Source organism: Corynebacterium sp. HMSC073B01 (assembly GCF_001838255.1).
GTDB lineage: Bacteria > Actinomycetota > Actinomycetes > Mycobacteriales > Mycobacteriaceae > Corynebacterium > Corynebacterium jeikeium_D.
Genome location: NZ_KV836186.1, coordinates 152,713 through 175,995 on the forward strand (window position 1 = coordinate 152,713; position 23,283 = coordinate 175,995).

16 protein-coding genes and 1 pseudogene are annotated in these 23,283 nt (G+C 59.4%); 10 read left to right on the forward strand and 7 right to left on the reverse strand.

The window, feature by feature from the left end; genetic code table 11:
- Positions 1-86: 86 nt before the first annotated feature.
- The 4 genes from lspA to rarD all read left to right on the forward strand — a co-directional run bounded on the left by lspA (position 87) and on the right by rarD (position 3,451).
- On the forward strand, positions 87-656 hold the full coding sequence (gene lspA, locus HMPREF2849_RS09885; RefSeq protein WP_049193998.1) for a signal peptidase II: 570 nt from the start codon (positions 87-89) through the stop codon (positions 654-656).
- A gap of 68 nt (positions 657-724) precedes the next feature.
- Positions 725-1,636 carry an RluA family pseudouridine synthase gene (locus HMPREF2849_RS09890; RefSeq protein ID WP_042389388.1) on the forward strand — a complete coding sequence of 304 codons (912 nt, stop codon included), beginning with the start codon at positions 725-727 and terminating at the stop codon, positions 1,634-1,636.
- Positions 1,633-2,358 carry a hypothetical protein gene (locus HMPREF2849_RS09895; protein ID WP_049193997.1) on the forward strand — a complete coding sequence of 242 codons (726 nt, stop codon included), beginning with the start codon at positions 1,633-1,635 and terminating at the stop codon, positions 2,356-2,358. The genes HMPREF2849_RS09890 and HMPREF2849_RS09895 overlap by 4 nt, the downstream gene beginning before the upstream one ends.
- A gap of 124 nt (positions 2,359-2,482) precedes the next feature.
- Positions 2,483-3,451 (forward strand): EamA family transporter RarD, encoded by a 969-nt coding sequence (gene rarD, locus HMPREF2849_RS09900; protein ID WP_049193996.1) that lies wholly within the window; start codon positions 2,483-2,485, stop codon positions 3,449-3,451.
- Here the strand turns inward: rarD and HMPREF2849_RS09905 are convergent.
- The 3 genes from HMPREF2849_RS09905 to HMPREF2849_RS11230 all read right to left on the reverse strand — a co-directional run bounded on the left by HMPREF2849_RS09905 (position 3,448) and on the right by HMPREF2849_RS11230 (position 6,406).
- Positions 3,448-4,875 carry a D-arabinono-1,4-lactone oxidase gene (locus HMPREF2849_RS09905; RefSeq protein WP_048734784.1) on the reverse strand — a complete coding sequence of 476 codons (1,428 nt, stop codon included), beginning with the start codon at positions 4,873-4,875 and terminating at the stop codon, positions 3,448-3,450. The genes rarD and HMPREF2849_RS09905 overlap by 4 nt on opposite strands.
- Positions 4,872-6,161, reverse strand: a complete 1,290-nt coding sequence (locus HMPREF2849_RS09910; protein WP_049190443.1) for an alanine racemase — start codon at positions 6,159-6,161, stop codon at positions 4,872-4,874. Before HMPREF2849_RS09910 ends, HMPREF2849_RS09905 begins: the two co-directional genes overlap by 4 nt.
- An 80-nt stretch (positions 6,162-6,241) precedes the next feature.
- The gene (locus HMPREF2849_RS11230) at positions 6,242-6,406 is read right to left on the reverse strand and encodes a hypothetical protein (protein WP_016422979.1); all 165 of its coding nucleotides are present in this window, start codon (positions 6,404-6,406) and stop codon (positions 6,242-6,244) included.
- Positions 6,407-6,649: 243 nt separating this feature from the next.
- On the opposite strand from HMPREF2849_RS11230, the gene dnaE reads away from it, so the two are divergent.
- The 3 genes from dnaE to HMPREF2849_RS09925 all read left to right on the forward strand — a co-directional run bounded on the left by dnaE (position 6,650) and on the right by HMPREF2849_RS09925 (position 15,346).
- Positions 6,650-10,207: a DNA polymerase III subunit alpha gene (gene dnaE / locus HMPREF2849_RS09915; protein WP_016422978.1), complete on the forward strand. Its 3,558-nt coding sequence runs from the start codon at positions 6,650-6,652 to the stop codon at positions 10,205-10,207.
- A 56-nt stretch (positions 10,208-10,263) separates the two neighbouring features.
- Positions 10,264-11,559, forward strand: coding sequence for a threonine ammonia-lyase IlvA (gene ilvA / locus HMPREF2849_RS09920; protein WP_049190440.1), 1,296 nt, complete (start codon positions 10,264-10,266; stop codon positions 11,557-11,559).
- Positions 11,560-11,665: 106 nt separating this feature from the next.
- Positions 11,666-15,346 carry a hypothetical protein gene (locus HMPREF2849_RS09925; RefSeq protein ID WP_070862935.1) on the forward strand — a complete coding sequence of 1,227 codons (3,681 nt, stop codon included), beginning with the start codon at positions 11,666-11,668 and terminating at the stop codon, positions 15,344-15,346.
- On the opposite strand, the gene treZ is transcribed toward HMPREF2849_RS09925, so the two are convergent.
- A complete protein-coding gene (treZ, locus tag HMPREF2849_RS09930; protein ID WP_070862936.1) occupies positions 15,343-17,259 on the reverse strand; it encodes a malto-oligosyltrehalose trehalohydrolase in 1,917 nt (638 codons plus the stop codon). The two genes, HMPREF2849_RS09925 and treZ, sit on opposite strands and share 4 nt — an antisense overlap.
- A gap of 129 nt (positions 17,260-17,388) precedes the next feature.
- Between treZ and HMPREF2849_RS09935 the strand changes: the two genes are divergently transcribed.
- Positions 17,389-18,090, forward strand: a complete 702-nt coding sequence (locus tag HMPREF2849_RS09935; RefSeq protein WP_370449640.1) for a YigZ family protein — start codon at positions 17,389-17,391, stop codon at positions 18,088-18,090.
- Positions 18,091-18,096: 6 nt separating this feature from the next.
- Here HMPREF2849_RS09935 and HMPREF2849_RS09940 read toward each other — a convergent pair whose 3' ends face one another.
- Positions 18,097-18,843: a helix-turn-helix domain-containing protein gene (locus HMPREF2849_RS09940; protein ID WP_016422973.1), complete on the reverse strand. Its 747-nt coding sequence runs from the start codon at positions 18,841-18,843 to the stop codon at positions 18,097-18,099.
- A 152-nt stretch (positions 18,844-18,995) separates the two neighbouring features.
- On the opposite strand from HMPREF2849_RS09940, the pseudogene HMPREF2849_RS09945 reads away from it, so the two are divergent.
- Together HMPREF2849_RS09945 and HMPREF2849_RS11045 are read left to right on the forward strand one after the other, a co-directional pair.
- Positions 18,996-19,240 (forward strand): annotated as a pseudogene (locus HMPREF2849_RS09945) (hypothetical protein).
- A complete protein-coding gene (locus HMPREF2849_RS11045; RefSeq protein WP_083304802.1) occupies positions 19,241-19,633 on the forward strand; it encodes an RNA-binding S4 domain-containing protein in 393 nt (130 codons plus the stop codon).
- On the opposite strand, the gene HMPREF2849_RS09950 is transcribed toward HMPREF2849_RS11045, so the two are convergent.
- The gene (locus HMPREF2849_RS09950; RefSeq protein WP_070862937.1) at positions 19,581-20,747 is read right to left on the reverse strand and encodes a GTP pyrophosphokinase; all 1,167 of its coding nucleotides are present in this window, start codon (positions 20,745-20,747) and stop codon (positions 19,581-19,583) included. The two genes, HMPREF2849_RS11045 and HMPREF2849_RS09950, sit on opposite strands and share 53 nt — an antisense overlap.
- Entirely contained in the window at positions 20,737-23,199 is a 2,463-nt protein-coding gene (gene treY, locus HMPREF2849_RS09955) for a malto-oligosyltrehalose synthase (protein ID WP_016422970.1), read from the reverse strand. Before treY ends, HMPREF2849_RS09950 begins: the two co-directional genes overlap by 11 nt.
- Positions 23,200-23,283: the final 84 nt, after the last annotated feature.

A 23,283-nucleotide genomic window follows, 5' to 3' on the forward strand; every position in this document is an offset into this window, starting at 1 on the left:
GTTAGCGTACCGGTTTCGTGGTGGATATGAACCACCCGGGCGGTGTCAGTTGGCTGAATATGGGTTTGTTAGGCCATTATGGGACAGTGACTAAGAAGGAAACGAGGACATATTTCCCGCGGCGGGGGATTCTCGCTGCGGTTATTGTGTCAGTTGCGATCATTGATCAGCTGACCAAGATTATCGCTTTGAAGACTCTCGATGGCCGTCCTGCGGTGCAGGTCATTGGCGATCTCTTCGAGTTGCGGCTCGTTTTTAACCCCGGTGCAGCCTTTTCCTTTGGCACGAACGCCACCTGGGTTTTTACCACGTTGCAGCTGGTTTACATCCTGGCTGTGATGTGCTTTTCCCATTGGCTGCGCAGTCCTATATCGGCGACTGCAGCGGGGCTTATTGCTGGTGGTGCGCTGGGCAACCTCATCGATAGGCTGTTTCGGGAACCCGGTTTCTACGTCGGCCACGTCGTCGATTTCCTGTCGGTTAAGGGTTTTGCCGTATTTAATATCGCGGACTCCGCGATTACTGTGGGCGTTATTATCCTCGTTATCTGGATGGTTTTTTCCAAGGAGCCGGATCTCTTCGCTGATCAGATTGCAGCGGAGAAGAAATCTGCTCAGCAGGATCAGAAGCAGTCGGCGGAGGGAGGACAGCAGTGAACGACAATGCAGTAAATGGTGGTGCAGCACTCGGGGGAGCGCACCAGCCCGACCGAGAAACCCGGCAGATGCCCGTTCCACCGGGCTTGGCTGGTATGCGGGTAGACGCCGGTGTGGCTAAGTTGTTGGGGCTCTCGCGCACAGCGGTGGCTGATTTGGCAGCGGCTGGGGACATCACGGTCGATGGCGTGAGCGTTGGCAAGTCCGACCGATTGGAAGAAAACGCTTTCCTCTCTGTGTTGTTGCCGCCGGTGGAAAAGCCATTGGTTCCCAAAGAGGAACTCGTCGAGGGCATGGACGTGCTCTACCACGACTCCGATTTGGTGGCTGTTCACAAGCCTGTCGGTGTGGCCGCACATCCGTCAGTCGGTTGGGAAGGCCCAACGGTTATCGGCGGACTGGCGGCTGCTGGTTTCCGCATTTCTACCTCCGGTCCGCCCGAGCGAAAAGGCATCGTGCATCGCCTCGATGTTGGCACCTCTGGCGTGATGGTTGTCGCCTGCTCCGAACGGGGCTACTCCGTGCTCAAGCGGGCGTTCAAAAACCGTGAGGTGTCCAAGACCTATCACGCTCTGGTTCAGGGGCATCCGGATCCGCTGTCCGGGACAATTGATGCGCCGATTGGCCGTCATCCGTCGGCGGGTTGGCGCTTTGCCGTCCGCCAGGATGGCAAGCATGCTGTGACGCACTACGAAACGCTTGAGGCCTTCGCCCCAGCAACGCTGCTGAAGGTGAATCTAGAAACTGGGCGTACGCACCAGATTCGCGTGCACTTCTCTGCGCTGAATCACCCATGCTGCGGCGATCCCATGTACGGTTCTGATCCGGCATTGGCCAAGCGGCTGGGGCTCAACCGCCAGTGGCTTCACGCGGTCTCGCTTGGTTTCCACCATCCGGCAGATGGTCGCTGGATGGAAATCGAATGTCCATACCCAGATGATTTGAACCACGCATTGGAAGTTTTGAGGCAGAGCGCATGACGCAGACCCCATCGGGATCCAAGACCCCACCACGCCGTGAAACTCGTGCGAAAAGCACTGGTGACGGCAGTATTTCGCCAGTGATGGCACTAATCTCTGGTTTCTGTGTTGTCGTATTGGTGATTGTGTTAGCAGTCGCTTCGACCTCCGATCGGGTAAGCAAGCCGCAGAACCTCAACGGCGATGCGCTCGGCCCGGACCCGTGGGAAGCAACCGAGCAGTACGTAGAGCGTGCCGACAAGTCCCTCGAGAATATGAAGAAAGAGGACCACCGGCTAAAGACAGGCCAGCCAGTCGTGGAGGACCCGAAGTTCTGGGCGATGGTGACTTTTGATCGGCTGCTTGATGCGCAAGAAGCGGCACAGGTCTATGAAAAAGAGCCCTCTCTGCGAGTATCGACTGCAATCATCGGCGGTGTGAGCACCCGGTATTTGCCGCAGCCGAGTAAAACAGCTAGCGAAGAAAAGCTGCTGCAAGATCAGCTGGAGTTAGCGGCTGCTTACGCGGACGTCGCGATTGACGACGAACGGCTCGGCTTCAACGGTTTACTGGTCTATGGTGACGCTGAATCGTTGATGGATGTCAAAAAAATGCCCGATGTGAAAGCTGTCGAGGCGCTGCCATCAGATGCGGCGCGTGGCCGCTTTGGTATTCGCCCGGTGCTGAGTTCCGGCTTCACGGATAAAGATCCGCTCTTTGCGCCAGGGCTGAGCCAGAACTAAGCGGCCAGAACTAATAGAAACCAGAACTAAGTGTCCTAAATCCAAACGACTAGGATGAAGCGGCTAGAACTCTGCCGCCAGTACGCAGTCAGTTTCAACAAGAACGAAAAGGAGTCAGTCAACAGTGATTCAGGCATTCGGTGCGTACCTTTTGTGGGCGCTGTTTCCGCTCTATTTCCCCTTGCTGGAACCAGCAGGGGCCGTAGAGATTTTGGCGCACCGATTCGTCTGGACCCTTGTCTTTATGGTCATTGCCCTCAGCTTCATGCGCGCATGGCCAGAGCTGAAGGCCGCGAGTGCCAAGACCTGGGGCACTATTTTTATTGCCGCACTGTTGATCTCCGTCAACTGGGGTGTGTACGTCTACCTGGTCAACAATGGGCAGGTGGCGGAGGCCGCGCTCGGCTACTTCATCAACCCGCTGGTCAGCGTTTTGTTGGCGATGATTTTCTTCCGTGAAAGCATCTCGCGGTTGCAGCTCGGCAGTGTCATCCTGGCAACCATTGCGGTCATTGTTCTCACAATTGGTGTGGGACATCCGCCGTTGGGTGCGCTGGCGCTGGCGTTCAGTTTCGGTTTTTACGGACTAATGAAGAAGCGGGTATCGCTTTCCTCCGCAGCTTCGCTGACGGCCGAGTCCGCCGTAATCACACCGATTGCTCTGGCCTACATCCTCTGGTTGACCTACAACGGGCAGAGCACGTTTAGCTCCGAAGGAACAGGCCACACGCTGCTCATGATGAGCGCCGGTGTTGCTACCGCCATTCCGTTGCTGCTCTTCGGCGAAGGTGCCAAACGCCTGCCGCTGGCCACCTTGGGTCTGATGCAGTACCTCACTCCGGTTCTCCAAATCACCCTGGCAGTCACTGTGCTGGGCGAGCAGCTCGAACCGGAGCGCTGGATCGGGTTCTTCATCATCTGGGGTGCCGTCGCGCTGTTCATCTGCGACCTCATCTTGAAGATGCTCCGGCAGCGTCGGGTTCGCCGGGAACTCCGCAAGGCCGGTGTTGAACCGGCCGCGGTTTCCGACGATGCCGCTGACCAGGCGGATGGGGCGGTTACCCGGGACGTCGTAAAGCCGGCAGATAATTAGCAGAAAAGTTCGCGCAGGTGCTCGTTGAGGAAGATTCCCTGCGGGTCGACCTTTTCCCGTAGTGCCTGGACCTCGCCGAACAGCGGATAACGTTCCGCGAAATCCTCCGCGCGAAGCGTGTGCAATTTGCCCCAGTGCGGGCGACCTTCGTGGGCCTTGAAAATCGGCTCGATGAGGTTGAAGTACTCTCGATAATTTTCCTTCCAGTAGCGGTGGATGGCGATGTAGGCACTGTCGCGACCGTACGCAGTGGATAGGGCCACATCATCGGCTTTCGCGGAGCGCACCTCGATGGGGAAGGAGACTTTCATCCTCTTGCGGGCAATCGCGTCGCGGATTTCCCCGAGGACATCGGAAGCGGCCTCGAGCGGGACGGAGTACTCCATCTCGGAAAAACGCACTCGGCGCGGCGAGACAAAGACCTTGTGCGCCTCATTGGAGTAGCTGCGCTCTGGCACGGTGTTGGTGGCAATCCGGTTGATGGTATCGGTCGTAGCGGGAATGGCCTTAGCAATCTCGCAGCACGCCAAGAGTCCCATGTTGTTGACGACTTCGTCGTTAAGATACGTACGCGCGCTGCCCAGGCGCTGCTTCAGGCTATTGCGGCTCGGGCGGCGGTGGCGCTGCGGTTCAATGCGAGTATTGTGCTTGACCAGCGTCTCGCGCTGTCCCGGGAACCAGAAAAACTCCAGGTGGTCAGCTTCTTTGCAGCGCTCGGCGAAACTCTTGCGCAGGGAATCAAACTCTTCGCGGTGCTCGTCGGCGTGCAGATCAAACGCTGGCACGACGGACATCGTGACCTCCGTAAGCACGCCGAAGACACCCAGTCCCAGCCGTCCGAGGCGGTAGAGCTCGCCGTCGATTCCCTCAGCGTCCGGATGGCAGTGCCTGACGACGCCATCCGCGGTGACAATCTTGAATCCTTTCACGGTGCCTGCGAAGCCGGTGAATCCAAGCCCGGTGCCGTGTGTGCCAGTAGAGATAGCACCGGCCAGCGACTGCGGATCGACATCGCCCTGGTTGGGAAGTGCCCAACCGAGCGGGCGCAGAATACCTGGAGTGTCGCGCAGGCGAGTGCCGGCACGCAGCGTGGCGGTCTGGTTGGCGGCGTCGAGTTCGACCAGACCAGAGCAGCGGTCGAGTTGAATGCGGTGCCCATCGGTGGTGGCCACGGAAGTAAAAGAATGACCGGCCCCTAGCGGGCGCACCGTAGTTCCTTCGGTCTTCGCCGCTTTAATTACCGAGATAACGCCCTCATCATCGTGCGGCTGATGAGTGTAGGACGGGGTGCACGATTGCGTGTGCGCCCAATTGCTCCAATGAGAGTTGGCGACGGCTTTTGCCTGCGCACGCCGACGTACGCGTGGTACGCGGGACTCAACTGTAGAGACTGTGAAGCGGGCGTTGTTGCGTGAATTGCTCATGTGAAGATCAATCCCTTTCCTCGGTACGTGGGCCAGTGGGCGATGATGGCGCCATCTCGAACTGCAATGACTTCTTGTGTGTGCTCGGCTATTTCGCCGGCCTTGGCGTGGCGGAACCACACGGGATCTCCCAGCGAAATTGCGTCGGCGGTCTTGCCGAGCAGCGGAGTCTGCACCTCACCTGGTCCTTCCTCTGCCGCGTAGCGCAGGCCAGTGGGGTACCAGGGGGTTGGCAGCCGGTCAGCTCCCGCCGGTCCAGAGGCAATTCGACCACCGCCGGACACCGTGACCACGCCCTTCTTAGGGCGTCGCGTCGCCGGCAACACAAACCAGGACGCCGGGCGCAGATTGAATGCGCGATAGTTATCGAAGAGGGTTGGTGCCAGGAACCCCGACCCCGCCGCTGCCTCGGTGACTGCGGCCTCGGCGCACGTCGACTCCAGCGACCCCGTGCCACCACCGTTGACAAACTCCAGCGGCCCCGCCACTTTCTCGACTGCAGCGACAACCTTCGCGCGGCGCTTTGCCAATTCCTTCTTTGAGACGGCCTGCATCACTCGAATTGCGCGCGCACGCAGGGAGTTTCCGGCATCGCCCACTCCGGCAATGTGTCCCTCATACATCATGATTCCGGCCAGCTGCAGCTCCGGGTGGGCAATGATCTGCTTGGCAAACGCCGCTGCCTGCTTCGGCGAGAACAGGCTTGAGCGCAGCGTACCGATATGCACGCCGGGGAGGGGACGAAAGGATGCGTCGACGTCCATGCACACGCGGATTGGCGCATTTTCGCTTGCCGACGACGCCAGCGCCTCCAGATGCTCGGGACGGTCAACCATGACGCAGATGGCGGCACGCGCTGCATCATCGTCGGCAAGCTCTGAGATAGCGCGGGCGTCAAGAGTTGGGTAGGCGACGACGATGTCGTCGCTAATGCCTTCTCGGAATAGGTACAGCGCCTCTGCCAGTGAATATGCCAGCACGCCCTGGAAACCGGGGAAGGCCAGGACGTGCGAAATAAGCTGTGGAATGCGAATCGATTTCGAGGCCACGCGGATAGGCATCCCGTTTGCACGGCGGAGCATATCGCGGGCATTGGCTTCGACCGCCGCGAGGTCGACGACGACTGCAGGAAGGGAAGTGCAGTTAAGCAGCGTGTCGGTAGCTAGTGGCGGGCGGGCTGTCTGGGGCGTCTGCGGCGGCAGCGCTTCAGGCAGGTGAGACATCGATGTCGGAGCCGGGCGGGATGTGTCCGAGGACTCCGGGGCAGAAGCTCGAGAAAGTTTCATGCCCTAAAACGTAATCATTGAAAACCTGTACTGTCTTTGATTTTGAAAAGAAAGTCAGAATTTTCCAGGTCTGCGCCCTTTTAGACCAGCCAGCTGTAGCGGGCGGCATCCATGTTGGAGGTGATGACATCGCCATCGATGAGGTAGCCGGCGGCAACTGGGCGGCGGTCGATGGTTGCAAGAACCTCGTCAAGCTCGGGCTTGGGGAAGTAGGTGAAGTGGCCATCGGAAAGTGGTGCGAACACTGTATTGCTCCTTTGGTTCTTTGCTCGAGGGCAGTGCGTTTCTCTATGGTCGCGAGGAAATATGAGGACTTCCTCACGAACTGTGATGTCGAGTATTGTCAACTGGTTTTGAAAAGTAAAGGAAAAGTAAGAGTGATGTTGCACACGTCTTTAGCTATAACTGTGCAGGCATAAGGGGCTGCTTCATTTTGGGTGTTCGATGGAATCGTGTTCAATCCGGGGGATTGTCTACAATCTGGACTCATGGCTAACTCCTCCTTCGTGCACCTCCACAATCACACCGAGTACTCCATGCTCGACGGTATGGCGAAGATTGATTTGCTTGCCGACGAGGTTGCGCGACAGGGAATGCCTGCGGTCGGTGTCACCGACCACGGCAATATGTTTGGCTCGAATGCGTTCTATCGGCAGATGAAGTCCAAGGGCATCAAGCCAATCATCGGCATTGAGGCATATATGGCGCCGGAGAGCCGTTTTAATAAAAAGCGCATTCAGTGGGGTGAGCCGCATCAGCGTCGAGATGACGTCTCGGGTCGCGGTTCCTACTTGCACCAGACCATGTTGGCTGCGAATGCGCAGGGTCTGCGGAACCTGTTCTACCTGTCGTCGATGGCGTCGTATGAGGGGCAGATTAGTAAGTACCCGCGTATGGATGCCGAGTTGGTGGCGGAACGCGCCGAGGGCATTATCGCGACCACTGGTTGCCCGTCGGGTGATGTGCAGACGCGTCTGCGTCTGGGGCAGTTCGACGAGGCTCTGCAGGCCGCCGGAATGTGGCAGGACATCTACGGCAAGGAAAACTACTTCCTTGAGCTGATGGATCACGGGCTGGATATTGAGACCCGTGTGCGAAGTGAGTTACTGGAGATTGGCCGGAAGCTGAACCTGCCGCCACTGGTTACGAATGACTGTCACTATGTCACCCGTGACCAGGCCAAGGCTCACGAGGCCATGCTCTGTGTGCAGACGGGTAAGACGCTCAATGACCCGGACCGTTTTAAGTTCGACGGTGACGGCTACTTTATTAAGTCCGCCGAAGAAATGCGCGCGACCTGGGATCACCTAGTCCCGGGTGCCTGCGATAACACGCTGCTCATCGCAGAGCGCGTTGAGGACTACGACGAGCTGTGGGAAGAGCACCCGCACGATCGCATGCCGAAGGCGGACGTTCCGGAAGGGGAGACGCCGACGACATGGCTGCATCACAACGTGATGGAGGGGCTGCGCAAGCGCTTTGAAGGGCGCGAGGTACCGGAGGAGTACATCCGGCGCGCGGAGTACGAAATTGAGGTTATTGACGGTAAGGGCTACCCGTCGTACTTCCTTATCGTTGCGGAGTTGATCCGCCATGCCCGTGAGGTGGGCATCAAGGTCGGTCCGGGGCGTGGTTCCGCTGCCGGTTCCCTGGTTGCGTACGCGACGTGGATTACCAATATCGACCCGATTGAGCACGGTCTTCTCTTCGAGCGATTCCTGAACCCAGAGCGTCCGTCCGCGCCGGATATCGATATCGACTTCGACGACCGCCGCCGCGATGAAATGATTCGCTACGCGGCAGATCGCTGGGGCGAAGACAAGGTGGCGCAGGTGGTCACCTTCGGTACGGTGAAGACCAAGCAGGCTCTGAAGGACTCGGCGCGTGTGCAGTTCGGTCAGCCGGGTTACCAGATTGCAGACCGCATTACTAAGGCGCTGCCACCTGCGATTATGGCTAAGGACATTCCGCTGAGCGGCATCGTCGACCCGGAGCACCCACGCTACGGCGAGGCCGCCGAGGTTCGTCAGCTTATTGAAACCGACCCGGATGTGGCTCGAATTTACGAGACAGCCCGTGGTCTCGAGGGCGTCGTTAGGCAGACCGGCGTGCACGCTTGTGCCGTGGTGATGGCGTCGGTGCCACTCTTGGATCACATCCCGATGTGGAAGCGACAGGCTGACGGCGCGATTATCACTGGCTGGGACTATCCGGCGTGTGAGGCCATCGGTCTGTTGAAGATGGACTTCCTGGGTCTTCGAAACCTGACGGTTATCGGTGACTGTATTGAGCACATCAAGTCCAACCGAGGCGAGACAGTTCTGCTCGATGACCTTCAGACCGATGATCCGAAGGTCTATGAGCTGCTGTCGCGCGGTGACACCCTCGGTGTGTTCCAGCTCGATGGTGGCGGAATGCGTGAGCTGCTCAAACGCATGCAGCCAACGGGCTTCGACGACATCGTGGCATCGCTGGCGCTGTACCGTCCGGGGCCGATGGGTGTGAACGCGCACTTTGACTACGCGGATATTAAGAATGGTCGCAAGCCTTATAACGCCATCCACGCGGAACTGGATGAGCAGCTGAAAGAAATCCTGGAAGAAACACACGGCCTGATCGTGTACCAGGAGCAGATCATGAAGATCTCGCAGAAGCTGGCGAATTACACCGCGGGCCAAGCAGATGGTTTCCGTAAGGCCATGGGTAAGAAGAAGCCCGAGGTGCTGGCCAAGGAGTTCGTGAACTTCGAAGGCGGCATGTTGGAGAATGGTTTCTCCAAGGATGCTGTCCAGAAGCTGTGGGATATTATTCTGCCCTTCGCCTCGTACGCGTTTAACAAGTCTCACGCGGCGGGCTACGGCCTGGTGTCCTACTGGACCGCGTATCTGAAGGCCAACTACACCGCTGAGTACATGGCGGCGCTGTTGACCTCGGTGGCGGATGATAAGAACAAGCTGGCTATTTATCTGTCGGACTGTCGCCACCTTGGCATTAAGGTGCTGCCGCCGGATGTCAATGAGTCGGGTATGGACTTCGAGCCGGTCGGTGAGGATATTCGCTTCGGCCTCGGCGCTATCCGCAACGTCGGCCATGATGTGGTCGCGTCGATTGTGAAGACGCGCGAGGAGAAGGGCAAGTTCACGTCGTTCTCGGACTATCTGGACAAGATTGAGACGCTGCCGTGTAACAAGCGCATCACCGAGTCGCTGATTAAGGCCGGCGCTTTCGACTCGCTGGGGCACCCACGAAAGGGCCTTGCGCTCATTCATGAAGAAGCCATTGACTCGGTGCTGTCGACCAAGAAGGCTGCAGACAAGGGACAGTTCGACCTGTTTGCGGGCTTCGGTGGGGAAGAGGACACCGGATCGGAGAGCATCTTTGAAATCCGTGTGCCGGATGAAAAGTGGGATCGCAAGCACGAGCTGACCCTGGAACGAGAAATGCTGGGCCTCTATGTCTCCGGTCATCCACTCGATGGGTTCGAAGAATCGCTGGCCGCGCAGACCGATACCGCTTTGACCACGGTCGTCGGTGGGGAAGTCGCTAACAACACCGAAATCACTATTGGTGGCATTGTCTCTAGCGTTGACCGTCGCGTGAATAAGAACGGTCAGCCCTGGGCGATTATCGGTATTGAGGACCACAACGGTGCGCGCGTGGAAGTTATGGCTTTTGCGAGAACCTACGCGATGATTGCCACCAGCATTGCTGAAGACGCCATCGTGCTTATTCGTGCCCGCGTTCAGTACCGCGATGACCGCATGAGTGTGGTCTGTGATGACCTGAAGCTGCCGGACCTTGGTCGCAATGGCTCCACTTCGGCGCCGCTGCGTCTGACCATGCGCACTGATCAGTGCACTCCGGAGATGATTGCCAAGCTGAAGTCCGTACTGCTGGACAACCCAGGCGACTCCGACGTTTACCTCAAGCTTGTCGACGGCGATTCCCACACCACTTTGGTTCTCGGCGAGCACTTGCGGGTCGACCGGGACGCCAGCTTGATTGGTGATCTGAAGGCGACGATTGGGGCCAGCATTTTGGGGTAGCTTATCGTGGCCCTGATTGTCGCAACCGGTTGTATGACCGAGTAGAGTCATAGCTCATGAGTGAGAATTCTGTGCCTGCTTCCCAGACCGAACGCCGACTTGTTCACGCGGCCGATATTCAGATTGCGCAGGCACGAATTTCTTCGGTTATTGCGGCCACTCCGCTGCAGTTCAGCCCACGTCTTTCCGAAATCACCGGTGCAAAGGTATTCCTCAAGCGGGAAGACCTCCAGGACGTGCGCTCGTACAAGATTCGCGGTGCCTACAACGCCATGGTTCAGGTTACCGACGAAGAGCGAGCAGCAGGCGTCGTTGCGGCATCTGCAGGAAACCACGCTCAAGGCGTGGCATATGCCTGCCGCCAGCTGGGTATTAAGGGGCGCATCTATGTGCCCAATGCCACGCCGAAGCAGAAGCGCGACCGTATCGCTTACCACGGCCGCGATGCCGTTGAGATTGTCGTTGTCGGGGACTCCTTCGATGAGGCCGCCGCTGCGGCGCGTGCTGACGCACAGCGCACTGGTGCCACCATGGTGGAGCCATTCGACTCCTTCAACACCATTGTCGGACAAGGCACTGTCGCAGCTGAAATTATTGCGCAGCTCTCCGGCCAGGGGTTGACTCTGGATACCATCTGCGTACCGGTCGGTGGCGGTGGTCTGCTCAGCGGTGTCACCTCTTACCTGTCGGATATGTCGCCGAACACCCAGGTCATGGGTGTGGAACCTGCGGGTGCGGCCTGCATGCGCGCAGCCCTGGAGAACAATGGCCCGATTACGCTGGGGCACACCGATCCGTTCGTCGATGGCGCCGCGGTGGCCCGTTTCGGTGACCTGCCATGGCACATCCTGGAGGCCAACCGCAACCGCGTTCATCCGATGATTGCGCCGGAGGGCGCGGTCTGTGAGGCGCAGCTGGATCTCTATCAGAACGAAGGGATCATCGCTGAGCCGGCCGGTGCGCTGTCTGTGGCAGCTCTGGAGCAGATGCAGTTTGAACCGGACGAGGTTGTTGTCTGCATCATCTCGGGCGGTAATAACGACGTGCTGCGCTATGCCGAGATCATGGAGCGCTCGCTGGTCTACCGCGGCCTCAAGCACTACTTCCTGGTCAACTTCCCGCAGAAGCCCGGCCAGCTCCGCATGTTCCTCAGCGATGTTCTCGGCCCGGATGACGACATCTCGCAGTTCGAGTACCTCAAACGCAACAACCGCGAAACTGGCGCGGCTCTTGTCGGTATTGAGCTACGTCGTGCCTCTGACCTCGAGGAATTGCTGGCACGCATGGATGCCTCGCCGCTGAAGTGCCGCCGACTGGTACCCGGCACACCAGAGTATGACTTTTTGACCTAGACTTGCTGGGTCCAGCTGGGAAACCTCCGAGGAAGTCCTCCCAGCTCCGTTAATTAAATGAATCTTTTCGAGCAAGCTTTGTAGCGAAGGGGAGCGTCCACCCACTATGACTGGGGCAAGCAGTGTCGACCAGGGTGTCCGAGTGGAAAATACCGTGATTGTCGAAATGTGGCTGGCTGCCGCAGAGCAGGACCTGGCCACCCGGATTCCGGGTCTGCTGGAATCCGCCACACAGGCCAAAGTTGAGCCACTGTTTGTCTGGTCAGGGCTGGCGATGGACGAGGTTGAGCGTATCGACCGCTTCCTGGGAACGCTCCTGGCCCATCATCTGGCGGGTGGTACTGCTGCCGATATTGAAGCTGCGAAGAGTGTCGTTGACAATCACCCGCTGGTCACCCTTGCCTCGCTGGTAGGACGCGCCGCGCGTGTTGCGTCGGCAAGCGAAATGTGGCTGGACTGGCCAGCCGCTCTGCAGCTGAATCCAGACGCTGACACTACCGGCGCGCTCATCGAGCACCTCGCCGCCGCAGTGCCGACAATGCTGGCCAACGCTGGTTTGCCTAACGACGTCGACAGCAACCAAGCCGACGCGGATCCGCTGCAGCGGGCAGCGCAGGTGCTTTTGCTGCACGCGGGTGTGCAGCTATCGGTGATGCCACTGATTATCGAGCGCTGTGAGGAGCTCGCGGGGGTAGCGGAGCTATCCGACCCTTCATCAAATGACCTGGTACAGGCGCTGTCGAAGGTTCATCCGCTGCTCGAGGAGCTGCTGACCGAAATCGCAGAGGCGGAAGATGGTGTCTACCCGCTGGCGCTGCGTCAGTTGGCCAGGACGGCACCTCGTCAGGCGCACAAGTTGTTTAAGGCAACCCTCGGCTATGCCATTGCCACTGCCGCTGATCCGGCCAACTGGGAGGCTCGGGAAGAACTCGGCCAGCTCGATGCGGGGCTGCCGCCTATTCTGGTGACCGCTGCGCGTGAAGAGCTGCGTATGCGTCCGGCGGGTACTGCGAATCGTCGTGAAGCCGTGGGCGTGGTGGCAACGACCGGCCGCCCGCAGCTGTACTTCGATGAGCTGACGCAGACCGTTGGCGTACAGCTACCGACGCCGCTGGATCCGGCGGGACGGACCTGGCGTGTCACCTTCGGCGGCACGGTAGCAACGACGCCGGTGGTGGGCCTGCAGGATTCGCTGCCGCGTCCAGTGGTGACCATCGATGAGCCGGTGCGCGATGTGCTGGTGGAAATCGGCGATGAGAAGCACTGGCGAGTCCCCGCGATTAGCACTGAGGACCCAATTCTCATTTTCGGTGCCGACGGTCAGTCAGTCACAGACAAGGTCTCGCTACACTCGACGTCCGCTACGGTGGTCTACCCGGTTGATGCCACACTCGTTGACCCCGTCACAGGCGCTGAGGTGCCATTGCTATCGGACCCGCGCCCATTTAACTGGGAGTTGTGGCAAGTCGCTGAGATCGATCTCCGCGATGTTCATGCAGTTCAGGTTCGTCGGTCCGGGGCGGCCGGCGAGGTTCGGTCGGCATCCCCGCAGCGTCAACCGCGAATGACCATGCCCCACGCGCGTCTCGACGGCACGGTGTCTGCCTACGGCACCCCGGTTTACGCCGGTGGTCCGGTCGCTGTGTTCCCGCCGACGCTGTCCGGTAAGGACGAGTCCTGGCGCGCGATCGTCACCGATTTTGGTGGATATGGTGCGTTTACCACGGATTCCGTCATGGTCTATGACCTCGAGGTACCCGCCGCGGGTGGCGAGGTTGAGATCCTTACCGATGACGATTACCCGTGGGTCGGCGAGTTCGTGGTTCGTCTGGTCAATCCGCGTGGCCGCAGCTTCCAGAAGCACTTCGCCATTGCGGAGCAGGCAGACCTCACGATTACTTACAGCGGTGGTGGAGACGGCTTCCGCATCCCAACCATCGACGGGCTGAGCCCCGCCGACATCCGCGTTGTTTCCGGTGACAAGCCGCTTGACGCCGAGCCCGCTATCGTGCGCCTCGGGGCGGACGAAGTCACAGGCACCGTCGAGCTTTCCACCGAGGAGGGCGCATGGCTGCAGTTGCAGGTCACGCCAGGCACGCTGCAGTTTGAGGTTTCGCTTGCCGACGAATCCGTCGCCCGCCGCACCACTACATTGGTCACCCGCCCGAAGCGTGTCGATGCCTTCGGCAAGATTGTCGTCAATGCCCCGGGCGAGTTGCGCCATGCGCATGTTGCAGTTTCCAGCGGTGAGCGCGACATCTGTCGCGTCCCCATCAAGCGTTTCGGCGATACTGGCTACGCGGAGTTCGGCAAGTTTGCCGACCGTATCTCCCTGCTGAAGGCCCTGCGCATCAGTTTGGACTGGACACGTGTGACGGGACGGAAGCGCCTGTCTGTACCACTGGTGGAGGCTTCCTCCCGCGATGCCATCCGCCAGATTGCCTTCAACGATGAAGCCACTGACATCATCGAGGTTGATGTCGCTGACGACGTTTCGCACTTGCCGATGACCCTGTGGCTCTGGGCCGCCGGTCAGCCGTGGCGCGAACCCGTCGCCCTGGAAGTCGTAGAGGGCGAATGCGAGCTTCCCGCCGAACTCCGCGGCCTTGGCCCATTTGTCGCGCAGGTGACTCTCGGTGTGGAAAAGGAACGCCACCCGCAGTGGCCGGCGGCCGGGTCGACCATTCTGAATCATGTCGATGATGCAGAGGCTATCGACCTCGATGGCGAGGACACCGATCCCGTTGCTCGCGCGCAGGAACTGTGGGGCGAGCTAAATCAGGATCAGCTCGCACGTTTGTGGACACTACTGGCGACCTTGCGGGCTGGTCGTGCAACCGACATGGTGCAGGCGAATCCGCTGCTGGCCGCACCTAGGTTGGGTGCGATCTTGTGTGCCGAACCACGCGCCGGTCTGGCAGCGTTGAACCGTTCAGTCATCGCGCTCGACGATCAGCCGGGTATGTTTATCGCCTCCGGACTCGTGCTGGGAGACTTCAGCGCTACTAAGCCAGTGCCGGGGCGTCGCCGTGTGCCGTGGCTCGGTGCATTGGCAGCATTGGCGGATCTCACTGATGAGAGCGTGGACCGTTCTCGTCAGCTGGATTACCTGCGCACAACTGGTGGCCAGGGACTGCTGGACATTGCTGCCAGCGGCCAGGACACCACCCTGGAGTCCGCTACTATCGACCAGAGCTCGGTGCAGATTACCTCGCTGCCGGAAGCACAGGCCAGCGCTATTCTGTCGCAGGTCTTTGATCCTTACCGCATGGTCCCGGGTCCGCTGACCGACGATGACGCTCGCTTCACCGCAATCTACGAAGTGGTACGCAATCGTGCTGAGATTGTGGAATCCGGTGTCATGACCCAGCTTGCCGCCGCCTCTCGGGTGTTGTTTAAGACGGTATCGAAGGCGTCTCCACGACTGCGCAAGGCGGTCAATGTGCGCTTCCACAAGCTCGACGGCATCGATGCGGATGATCCTTCGCTGCACTGGACTCTGGTGCCGGGAACGTCACTGCTTATTGCAGTGGCTGCCCGCGTATTGGCTCGTACTCAGGCTGAGAACTCTGATGCCAGTGTCGCCGCTGTCCGTGAGCTGATTCCGATGTGGGCTCAGCTGGCGGACCTGGTTCCGACGTTGGTGATGAGCGATATTCTCATCGCAGACGCGTTGGTGGCTCACGTCCTCCACGGTGATGTCACCGAGTTGCCGTGGCCAGCACCCGAGTCGGGTGCAGCGGATGAGGAAGAGTCCGACACCGAGGCTGAAAATCCGGCTGACTAGCTGAGCGAGACGACAGCGTAGCCCCACGCTGGAAGCGAGATTTCGGGACCGGCAGCTTCGTCATTGACGATGCTGGCTGCTGCGTCTTCAAAAGTGTGCAGCAGGTGGGCGGAACCGAACTCGGAATCCAGGCTGACGCTGGTTTCGGCGTCGGAGAAATTCGCCACCAAAGCGACAGTTTCAAAGGCATCCGAGTTTCGGGCACCCATTTCGCGCTCATCCTGGCTGCGCACAACGACGAGGCAACGATTGTCCTCGTCATACTCAGTCACCACAGATGCCGACCAGGGAGTGCGAAGCGACGGGTGGGACTTCCGCAGCGCGAAGAGATCGCGGTAGGCCGCCAGAATAGTGGCGTGCGAGCCCTCCGAGACCTCCTGCCAATTGAGCTTCGAGTGGTGGAAGGTCTCTGGATCCGATGGGTCGGATACCTCCTTCGGATCCCACCCGGCACGGGCAAACTCACGTAGGCGTCCCTCGCGCGTGAGCCGTTGCAGCTCCGGATCTTCATGGGAACAGAAGAAAGCAAACGGGGTAGAGGCGCCCCATTCCTCACCTTGGAAGAGCATCGGGGTGAAAGGACTGCAGGCGATAACTGCTGCCTTTAAAACCTGCTGCGCCGGAGTGAGGTTCATCGACGGACGGTCACCGACAGCGCGGTTTCCCGTTTGATCATGTGTGGTCGTGTACGTTACGAAAGCATGCATGGGCTGTACAGACAGGTCGAAGAGACGACCATGAGTGCGACCACGGAACGTCGACATTGTGCCCGTATGCCAGAAGCCAGTTTCCAAAGCACTAGCTAGCGCTTCCACCGACCCAAAGTCTGAGTAGTAGGCGTGGTCCTCGCCAGAGACCAGCGTGTGCAGTGCATGGTGGACGTCATCATCCCACTGAGCGTTGAGGCCAAAGCCACCTGCAGCGCGCGGGCGGACCAAACGCGGATCATTCTGGTCGGACTCTGCAATCAAAGAACGCGGAATACCAGTCTCGGCTGCGACAGTGTCTGCGACAACCTGCATCTGCTCCAGAATGTGGAATGCCCCCTCGTCATGCAGGGCATGGACCGCGTCCAGACGAAGACCGTCGACGTGGTAATCCACCAGCCATTGGCGCACTGCATCCAAAATATACGCACGCACCTCATCAGAGTTGTCGCCAGTGAGATTGACAACCTCACCCCAACCCGTCGAACCACCAGCGGTGTAGGGGCCGAAAAATCCCACATAGTTGCCGTCTGGACCAAAGTGGTTAAAGACCACATCCAAGATGACAGCCAAACCCTTTCGGTGACACGTATCAATCAGCTTCTGTAGACCCCGCGGGCCACCGTAGCCCTCGTGCACGCTGTGCCAGGACACACCGTCATAGCCCCAATTACGGTCACCACCGAAAGGCTGCACTGGCATCAGCTCAATATGTGTTACCTCCAGCTCAATCAGATGGTCTAGATGTTCCACCAAACCTTCGAAATCACCAGAATCGCTGAAGGTGCCCACATGCAGCTCATAAATCAGACCTCCTGGCAGAATCCGGCCCGACCAGGCCGAGTCCTTCCACTTATAGGCACCCAGGTCAACGACCTCGGAGAAACCATGCGGACCATCCGGCTGCGACTGGGAACGCGGATCTGGCAGCGGTATTGTCCAGTCACCGACAGCAGGGGAGGAGCCGTCCCCCGATTCGTCGTCAGGCGCGCCGAATCCCGCATGTGCCCGCAGCGAAAATGCGTAGCGATCCCCCGGTGTACGAGCCACATCAGCTTCAAACCAACCAGAGTTGGCGCCGTAGCCATCGGTGGCGTCAGCGATTGGATGCATATCAAAAATCGCTGGCGCGTCAGGATTGCCCAACAGCAGACGGACTTCGGAAGCGTACGGGGCCCAGACTCGGTAGTTGCTCATGGGCACCATGGTAGGTCAGTCAGCGGATTGGCACAGGGGAACCGTTTTCGAACACCGCGTATTTGAGGTGAGTCCAAGGTGAAGTCGAGATAGTAGCGAGCGACGGTGATTGGGTGTGCACGAAGCCCATACGCAACAATGGACACTATGACCACCGAGCCATCCACTTCGACCGAAGCGACGCAGAAGCAGCGCGACATCGAGCTGATTGTCCCCGCCGGCGGTGACATCGTCACGAATGAAATCGAGATTAAGAAATCTCGCTTCATCACGTGGATCGCGCGTGCTGACGACGAAGACAGCGCCCGAGAGGTCATCAATTTGGCCAAGGCGGAGTACCCGGATGCTCGCCACCACTGCAGCGCATACATTCATGAGGTCGTCGGAGGGAATCGGGTGGAGCGATCCTCAGATGACGGTGAACCTGGCGGCACGGCAGGGCGCCCAATGCTCGATGTGCTCCAGGGCTCTGGAATGACGAATGTCACCGCCGTAGTGATCCGCTATTTTGGCGGCATCAAATTAGGCACGGGTGGGCTTGTGAGGGCCTATTCGGATTCGGTCTCAGAGTGTCTAGAAAAAGTCACGCGCATGCGGCGCGTGCAAAGAGCCTTGAGAGTAGTGAGTGTCTCCGCCGCAGATGCCGGTCGCATCGAAGCGGAATTGCGTGCTCGTGGTTATGAGATCGTGGAAACGCGGTGGGGCCAGAACGTGGAGTTTTCCATCGCGGTGACTGCCGATGGGATTGCCCAGCTTGACGGCGAAATGCAGGCGCTGACTAAGGGAGCTAGCGAGCCGTCTACGGACGGTGGCGAAATCTGGTGGGAGCTGCGCGCTTAACAGCCGCTAACCCTGGTTCGGGGATTCCTCGCCGTTGTGTGCGCCGCGATGGCGCTTGAGAATTTCCACCAGTTCGTCCTTATTTTCCGCAATCTTTTCTGGCCGACCGAAAACGCAGACTGCCGCGACAGTAGCACCGTCTTCCTCCACTGCGATAGAGACACCGTCAACGCCACCGCCTTCGGCAATACCCGGGGCAGCACAGACGCCGGTCTCTGCGATTTCCCCGGCCTGGCGGAGGAAATCATCCACATAGACCTGGTCTTCCGGCCGCGCGGAGTTCAGGTAGGACCACAGTTCGCGCTTTTCAAACCGACTCATCAAAACCCAACCTGCAGAGGTGCGCAACAGCGAGCGCGGCAGGAAGTTCTCCGTCAGGTACTGGTAGCGCATGGATTCACCGACGGTTTTGAGGTAGAAAAGCTTGCCACCAACCGGCAGTGCCAGCACGGTAATCAAGCCAGTTTCGTTGTGAATCGCCTCGAGCTCAGCCGTCGGAACGTTGACCATGCGACGACCGGCCATGACATTGAGCAGAAACGGCGCCATGCCGAGCGTGTAACGCTTGTTGGACTCGTCAAGGTAACCTGTCACAGTCAGACCGTTGACAAGGCCCTGCGTGGTACTGAGCGGATAGTTCAGCGTGTGGGCGATGTCAGTGAGGGTTAGACCTTCGTTAGAGCGCGCAACGAGTTCGAGGATCGCCGCAACGCGGTCGACCATGCGGTGGCGGGGGCGGACAGTTTCTGTCATAGGACTAACACTAGCAATCAACCTACGCCATTGTGTTAATTACCTACCCAAATAGGAATATCTAGCAGGTTTGCTATAGCTGTAGAAATTTTTCCCGAATTGTACGCCCTATCGACCTATGCGATGCGTCAGGGCGACCAGAACGCTCTAATATGTACTCCATGAGCTATCTTCAGCCCCAACCTCAGAACCCCATTGAGCTCCGTAAGAACGCGGTGCGAAAGTACTCCCGCAATGCCGTTGTGTGGCAGGCAGCGGTGTCGTCGGCGGTGCAGTGCTCGGACTTCTAGCCGGAAGCATGTCCCTATTCCTCATCCTGGCAGTAGTCGGCCTGGTCGGTGGTTTTCTCAATTGGCAAAAGGTTCAGCGGATTGTGAACTACAAGGATCCGCAGTAAATGCCTGCTCAGCAGCAATTGTCTACCGAACCAGTGCGTATCGATGCCTGGATTTGGGCGGTCAGGTTGCTGAAAACTCGCTCATTGGCCGCAGATGCGTGCCGTGGCGGCCACGTCAAAGTCAACGGCGAAGCCGTGAAACCCTCAGTTCTGGTCGTCCCCGGGGACAGAGTGCGACTGTGGGCAAACCACCGCGAACACATTGTTGAGGTCACCAAGACGGTGAAGAAGCGGGTCGGAGCTCCGGTGGCCAGGCAGTGCTATATCGACCACTCTCCGCCACCGCCTCCGAAGGAGATTCTCGCATCGATGCCGACGCGCGACCGCGGTGCCGGGCGGCCTACGAAGCGCGATCGCCGTCAGCTCGATCGTCTTCGGGGACGTCGCTCATAGGCATCCCGGCCTCCGCTAGTTGCTGCAACCGTGCGCGCAAACGGGCTGGTCGACGCTTCGGGTTATGGCTGGGATCCGCAGTGGCCTTGATGTGCTTTTCACCGCGAGCCGCTAGTAATAGGTCATCGATAACACGCACATGACCTGGGTTAAAGCGGTACTTCATGGCCTTGCTTACCGCGCTGAGGCGCTGCGGATTAAGTAGCTCTCGCAGCTGCCCGACAGTGCGGATGCCATTGCGCTCCAGCAGTTCTTCTGCCCAGCCGTAATGCTCTGATTTCGATCGGGGCGCATCTGGAAGCAGCATCGTCAGCACGCCGGGTAGGGTTTCCTCAGTCACCACAATGTCATCGGCTGTGGTCTTTGCCGGAGCTGAGGGCTGTTTGCCCTCTCCCTGCGCGGAATCGTCCGGCGTGGATTCCTCCAGCACGGCAACGACTTGGTCGAACTGCTGATCCGCGAGCTCAATAAGGCCAGCGGCCAGCGCAAAAGCTCGATCAATCCGCGGGTCTGTCGCTCCCTCAGGGGCCTTATAGCGAATATCGTGCTCAAATTCCGCCCACGCATGCTGCAGCACAGTGCGCAGTTGCACCTCAAACTGCATATCCGCATATGGAGCTAGCTCTGACGGCGCCGCCGTCGACACCTTGCAGATCAAGTGCTGGGAGCCGTATCCCAACCGGCCGCTGATTCGTGTCTCCGCGGTTTTGTCAATCCTACGCAGCACAGTCAGCGAATCTCCCAGCGCATCCATGATCGCGGGAATCTCCGTCGAATGGTACGTGGTTACACGCACACCGATGATGTCGTGGATACCGTGCCACGGGTCAGGGTAGACGTAGTTGCCGTCCGCTTCACGACGCAGGGCCTTCTGCCGCAATGAGCGGAAAGACTTCACCCGCGCCGTGACATTGTCAAAGGCCAAACCGGCATCGGAGAGAATCTCTTTAATCGCATCGACAAAGTCCTGCGCGGCGGTGGGGTGCCGAGTTGCCCACGAGTCGTACTTCGACTGCAGTGCACGTGTAACCTCTCGATCCTCCGCCAACTGAGTCTTGCGGGTCTGGTCGCGGGAATCGTCGGGAAGCGAATCCTTCATTCGATTAGTCGTCATCGTCCTCGCGTACCAGCAGTGCTACTGGGAAGGAGCTGAACAGAGAAGCCACGGCGATGGTGCCGGACCAAGTATGGCCAGTGAAACGGTCGGTCCAGAATCCCTTGGGAAGTGTCACTGTAGTGTCGCCCCAACCGCCTTCGCGTTGCAGCCCCAGCGGACGGCGCGTCACCAGCGCGATAACATCTTCCGGCTCGCCCTTCGGTCCACGTGCTGCACCGACCAAATGACGCTCGCCGACACCCACGGCGAATACTGGCTGGTAGGCGCCGCCGACGAAGGACTCCGGGCGTTCCGCACGCAGCTTCACTCCGTGGTGAGTCACCATCAGCTTTGCGACGTCCGCATCGGCATCCGTAAAGTCCTCCGGCAGCTCAGCTGGGTGCTCTGGACTCTTAGTTACCGACGTGACCTCATCGCGAGCAACCTTATCCAGCGCCGCGACGCGCGCATCGTAGTCGACGAACCGGCGGTTGTCAGGATCAACCAGGGAGTCCTCTGTGAACTCCGTCCCCTGGTAGGTATCGGGGATGCCGGGGCCGACAAGCTGGAGGAGCTTGCGCGACAGTGACGTGGTCAGGGCAGCTGGCGCAATGGAGCGGACGAACTCTGTGATGGAGTCGGTCAGGGGGCCGTCGAGAAGCGCGTCAATCCAGCTGCGGATGCCGAGTTCGAACTCCTCGACCGGCTCCGTCCAGGAGGTGTGCACATCTGCCTCGCGGATGGCCTTAATGGCGTAGTCGTGGAGGCGTTCGCGCAGTTCATCGGTAATCACGCCGTCGGTCGGCCAGACTCCGATGATGTTCTGCAGCAGGAAGTAGCCGGTGGCATCGTCCGGGGCGGGGGTGATGGCCATCCAGTTGCGGACATTTTCAGCCCAGTCGCCGGAGACATCGGAGAGCTGGAGAATGCGGGCGCGGACATCTTCGCCGCGCTTGGTGTCGTGCGTGGACAGCGTGGTCATGGTTCGTGGCCAGAGGCGAGCACGTTCCGACTGCAACAGGTGGAACTCCGCCGCAGACATGCCGTAGCGACCGAGATCACCGCCGACTTCGTTTAGGCTGATCAGGCGGCAGGCACGGTAGAAGGTGGTGTCTTCGACACCCTTTGCCATGACCGCACCACAAACCTGAGCGAACCGCGTGGCGGCCTCACCACCGGCTACCAAACCTGCCGAAATGAGGTCGAGGGCAAAGACACGCGAGGGGAAACGCGCTGCCATTTCACCAATGACCGTGGAAGCCACTCGCGACAGGGAGACATAGTCCGAACGGTAGACAGGCATGGCAGCGACCAGCTTGCAGATGGTGTCGATAAGTACCTCATCGCTGACGCTGGTACCGCTGATAGACCAGTTATCGCGGCGCAGGGCACGTGCTAGACGACGGACTTCTGCAGCCAACTCGTGCGCTGCGACATCGTGTTTGAGAGCCTGCGCAGTTGCCTGCACGGCAGTTTTGTCCCAGGTTGAGCCGGACTGCTGCAGAGCCAACATACTCATGGCGTCTCGGGAGTCGCGGTTGACGAAGACATTGTCGAACTCACGCAGGGCGTCGTAACCCGTGGTGCCGTCAACCTGGAGCCTCGGATCCAGTGGCTCTTCGGCACCCAGAATCTTCTCGATAACCAGCCACTTGTCATCGCCGAGTAGACGGCGCAGCTCACTGAGGTATCCGAATGGGTTGCTGAGGCCATCCGGGTGGTCAATGCGGACACCGTCAATGATGTCCGCAGCTAGCAGCTCGCGGATGATGCGGTGTGTGTGCTCGAATACCACCGGGTTTTCCTGGCGGATGCCGGCCAGGCCGTTGACGCTGAAGAATCGACGGTAGCCAATGACCCCGTCCTTCCAGTACATCAGGCGATAGGCCTGGCGATCATGTACTTCCTGCGGGGTGCCGTCCTCGGTGCCGGGGCGCACCGGGAATGTGTTGTCGTAGTAACGCAGAAGTGGCTCGTCGCCAGAGGTGTCGAGCTCCAGCTTGTCGATATCCTCCGGGGATCCCAGAATCGGCAACCCCATCTTGCCGTTGGCACCGTTGTCCTCGTGCCAGTCGATATCGAAGTATGGCTCGAACTGAGAATCCTTGCCATAGGTCAGAACGTCCCACCACCAGGCATTGAGCTTGGGCTCCTCAACACCGAGGTGGTTCGGTACCAGGTCGATAATGATGCCCAGACCGGCCTTGTGCGCCACCTGCGCGAGCTTCTGCAGCTCTTCCATGCCGCCGAGCTCCGGGTTCACTGTCGTCGGATCGATGACATCGTAGCCATGGTTAGACTCCGGTACGGCGGTGAGGATAGGCGACAGATACAGGTGTGAAATTCCGAGGTCTGCCAAGTAGCCGACCTGTTCAGCCGCGTCAGCGAACGTGAAAGCGCGCCCGTTTGGGTCGGCCTTGGGGCCACGGAGTTGGAGACGGTAGGTGGACGTAATTGGTCGGCGACTCATGTTCCCCTTTATACCGCCCACCAGGAAAAGCTGCTGCCTGACCGCTGTGGCAGCAGCTAGCCCCAGAGTCTGCACCCGCCGTCC

Excerpts from the sequence above, each read along its gene's own strand:
- HMPREF2849_RS09890 (WP_042389388.1), top strand. The coding sequence starts at position 725 with ATGCCCGTTCCACCGGGCTTGGCTGGTATGCGGGTAGACGCCGGTGTG.
- HMPREF2849_RS09895 (WP_049193997.1), top strand. The coding sequence starts at position 1,633 with ATGACGCAGACCCCATCGGGATCCAAGACCCCACCACGCCGTGAAACT.
- HMPREF2849_RS09905 (WP_048734784.1), bottom strand. The coding sequence starts at position 4,875 with ATGAGCAATTCACGCAACAACGCCCGCTTCACAGTCTCTACAGTTGAG.
- HMPREF2849_RS09910 (WP_049190443.1), bottom strand. The coding sequence starts at position 6,161 with ATGAAACTTTCTCGAGCTTCTGCCCCGGAGTCCTCGGACACATCCCGC.
- dnaE (WP_016422978.1), top strand. The coding sequence starts at position 6,650 with ATGGCTAACTCCTCCTTCGTGCACCTCCACAATCACACCGAGTACTCC.
- ilvA (WP_049190440.1), top strand. The coding sequence starts at position 10,264 with ATGAGTGAGAATTCTGTGCCTGCTTCCCAGACCGAACGCCGACTTGTT.
- HMPREF2849_RS09925 (WP_070862935.1), top strand. The coding sequence starts at position 11,666 with ATGACTGGGGCAAGCAGTGTCGACCAGGGTGTCCGAGTGGAAAATACC.
- treZ (WP_070862936.1), bottom strand. The coding sequence starts at position 17,259 with ATGGTGCCCATGAGCAACTACCGAGTCTGGGCCCCGTACGCTTCCGAA.
- HMPREF2849_RS09935 (WP_370449640.1), top strand. The coding sequence starts at position 17,389 with ATGGACACTATGACCACCGAGCCATCCACTTCGACCGAAGCGACGCAG.
- HMPREF2849_RS09940 (WP_016422973.1), bottom strand. The coding sequence starts at position 18,843 with ATGACAGAAACTGTCCGCCCCCGCCACCGCATGGTCGACCGCGTTGCG.
- HMPREF2849_RS11045 (WP_083304802.1), top strand. The coding sequence starts at position 19,241 with ATGCCTGCTCAGCAGCAATTGTCTACCGAACCAGTGCGTATCGATGCC.
- HMPREF2849_RS09950 (WP_070862937.1), bottom strand. The coding sequence starts at position 20,747 with ATGACGACTAATCGAATGAAGGATTCGCTTCCCGACGATTCCCGCGAC.
- treY (WP_016422970.1), bottom strand. The coding sequence starts at position 23,199 with ATGAGTCGCCGACCAATTACGTCCACCTACCGTCTCCAACTCCGTGGC.